Source organism: Peribacillus sp. (assembly GCF_059453735.1).
The window spans coordinates 1-3287 of sequence record NZ_JAZVJO010000526.1 but is presented as its reverse complement, the minus strand read 5'-3'; the positions used below and the strand labels follow the sequence as shown (position 1 = coordinate 3287).

2 protein-coding genes are annotated in these 3287 nt (G+C 38.6%); both read left to right on the top strand.

Annotated features, from left to right (window positions below; translation table 11 throughout):
* Positions 1-604: 604 nt before the first annotated feature.
* A complete protein-coding gene (gene recA / locus AC52RT_RS17485) occupies positions 605-1651 on the top strand; it encodes a recombinase RecA (protein ID WP_495541930.1) in 1047 nt (348 codons plus the stop codon).
* Positions 1652-1972: 321 nt separating this feature from the next.
* The coding region (gene rny, locus AC52RT_RS17480) for a ribonuclease Y (protein WP_495541929.1) at positions 1973-3287 on the top strand (1315 nt) is incomplete at its 3' end.

Sequence of the window (3287 nt, the reverse complement as noted above, 5' to 3'; positions counted from 1 at the left end):
TGCTAAAAAGCTAAGTCTCTCGGGCAGCCGATCTCAAAATCGGGTTCGCAGCGTGAAATATGGCTGTCATTATTTACTGCAAGAATTAGAAAACATGTAACCCTAAGATTGTATGAAAAAAGGAGATGGCATTGCTGCCGTTTCTTTTTTTTTGAGTTCATACTGTAAAAGAACCTTTAATATCAAAAATGGTTTTCAAATTAGGAAATGGGGAATCAACTGTAAAAAGGATATAATTCTCGAGTACAGTTCAGGAAGTATTGTTGATACTGTGCTTACGTCTTAGAGAAAAAAATTTTAGCCTCGTAAATTTACATTTCTTTTAGATATGAACCCTTAAAGATTCATTTTACTATTAGGAAAAGAGCAATTTTGAAGGAAAAAGTCAAACGAAAAAAACGAATGAATGTTCGACTTTTTACTTGGCAAATGAATGAAAACAGTATATAGTAAGGATAAGCTTTAAAGGACAAGAGACACTCCTTTTTGGATGTTGGTACAACAAATTTATTAATGTTCGGCCTCAACAAAAGAGGTTTTATAGATAGTGAATTTACTATTAGCTGGTTATAGCTGGTTAATTAAATATTGAGGAGGAAATTGAGTGAGTGATCGTCAAGCGGCATTAGAAATGGCTTTAAAACAAATTGAAAAACAATTTGGTAAAGGTTCAATAATGAAAATGGGTGAAAAGACAGATACAAGAATTTCTACTAGTTCAAGTGGATCTTTGGCAATTGATGTAGCTTTAGGGGTAGGCGGCTACCCAAGAGGACGAGTAATTGAGATATACGGGCCGGAAAGCTCAGGTAAAACGACAGTTGCCTTACATGCTATTGCTGAAGTTCAGAAGGCTGGGGGCACGGCTGCCTTTATTGATGCTGAACATGCATTAGATCCTGCCTACTCTTCAAAACTTGGTGTAAATATTGATGAATTGCTGCTTTCACAGCCAGATACTGGTGAACAAGCACTTGAGATAGCTGAGGCTCTTGTCCGCAGCGGCGCCGTAAATATACTTGTTATTGATTCCGTGGCAGCGTTGGTTCCTAAAGCTGAAATTGAAGGTGAAATGGGAGATTCCCATATGGGTCTGCAGGCAAGAATGATGTCTCAGGCACTTCGTAAGCTTTCAGGTGCTATTAATAAATCAAATACAATTGCTATTTTCATTAATCAGGTTCGAGAAAAAATCGGTATTATGTTTGGTAATCCGGAGACCACTCCAGGAGGCCGGGCGCTTAAGTTTTATTCAACTGTACGTCTTGAAGTTCGTCGTGCTGAACAATTAAAACAAGGAAATGATATTGTTGGTAATAGAGCAAAAGTAAAAGTTGTGAAAAATAAAGTAGCACCGCCGTTCCGTGTAGCTGAAGTTGATATCATGTACGGAGAGGGTATTTCACGTGAAGGTGAAATTATCGATATGGCTTCGGAGTTGGATATTGTTCAAAAAAGCGGATCATGGTTCTCATATAATGGTGACCGTCTAGGCCAAGGGCGCGAAAATGCTAAACTATTTTTGAAGGCGAATATACCGCTTCAAGATGAAATTTATAAGAAAATTCGTGATCATTATCATTTAGATGGCGAACATGTTGCCTTAAAAGAAGATGACAAAGAAAAAGAACTTGAGTTAGATTTAGATTGATTAAAAAACCAGGCTTTTTTAAGCCTGGTTTTTTGCAAAAAAAAACTCGAAAACTGCAAAAGTTTGTTGATGTTAAATTGGATAATCGACGAAATCCAGCGTTTATTTTCTATTTTAGGGACTAAAAGGAATAAAACGTATGAATATTCGTGTATACGGCTGGTATGCTACTTGACAATAAAAATTCACAACTATACAATTAATATGTATAATTTATATTTTTTCAAATTGAGATTTTTAAAAGCTAAGTACTCAAAGTACTTGCCGAAAGTTCAAATTTAACCATGTAAAAAAAGTTCATAAGCAAGGGGAGGTGAAACGATGGAACCTATAACAGTCATCATCTCCATTTTGCTTGGCCTAATCGTCGGTGCAGTTGTTGGTTATTTTATCTTCAAGACTACATTTGAAAATAAGATAACGGGGGCAAGAGGTTCCGCAGAAGCGATTTTGGATGATGCCAAACGTGAAGCGGAAGCCACTAAAAAAGAAGCCCTATTGGAAGCAAAAGATGAGATTCATAAAGTGCGTACTGATGCTGAGCGCGAAGTTCGCGAACGAAGAGCAGAATTACAAAAACAAGAAAATCGGTTATTGCAAAAAGAAGAGAACCTTGATCGAAAAGATGAAACGTTGGACAAACGTGAAAGCCTTTTAGAAAAAAAGGACGACTCTCTAAACCAAAGACAACAGCATATTGAAGAGATGGAAAGCAAAGTGGATGAAATGGTTCAGAAGCAGCAATCAGAGCTAGAACGTATTTCAGCTTTAACCCGTGATGAGGCAAAAGCAATTATAATTGATCGTACGGAGAATGAGCTGGCTCATGATATTGCGCTTATGGTAAAAGAAACAGAAAATCGTGCAAAAGAAGATGCCGATAAGAAAGCGAAAGAAATCCTTTCGATTGCAATTCAGCGTTGTGCAGCAGATCATGTAGCAGAAACCACCGTTTCTGTAGTGAATCTTCCAAATGACGAAATGAAAGGGCGTATTATCGGTCGTGAAGGACGAAATATTCGTACTCTTGAAACGCTTACAGGTATTGATTTAATTATTGATGATACGCCTGAAGCAGTCATTCTTTCAGGATTCGACCCAATTCGCCGTGAAACAGCTCGTTTAGCTCTTGAGAAACTTGTTCAGGATGGCCGAATCCATCCAGCACGTATTGAAGAAATGGTCGATAAAGCAAGACGGGAAGTTGATGAACAAATCCGTGAATTCGGTGAACAAACTACCTTTGAAGTAGGCGTTCATGGTCTACATCCGGATCTAATCAAAATTCTTGGCCGTCTGAAATTCCGTACAAGTTATGGTCAGAACGTGCTGAAGCATTCTGTAGAGGTTGCTCAATTATCAGGCTTGCTGGCTGCGGAGCTTGGTGAAGATGAAACGCTTGCACGCAGAGCAGGGCTGTTACATGATATTGGTAAAGCAATTGATCATGAAGTTGAAGGAAGCCATGTAGAAATTGGTGTGGAACTTGCAACGAAGTACAGAGAACATCCAGTTGTTATTAACAGTATTGCATCACATCATGGCGATACTGAACCAACATCTGTTATTGCTGTGCTGGTTGCTGCTGCAGATGCGTTATCAGCTGCAAGGCCTGGCGCTCGTAGTGAAACACTAG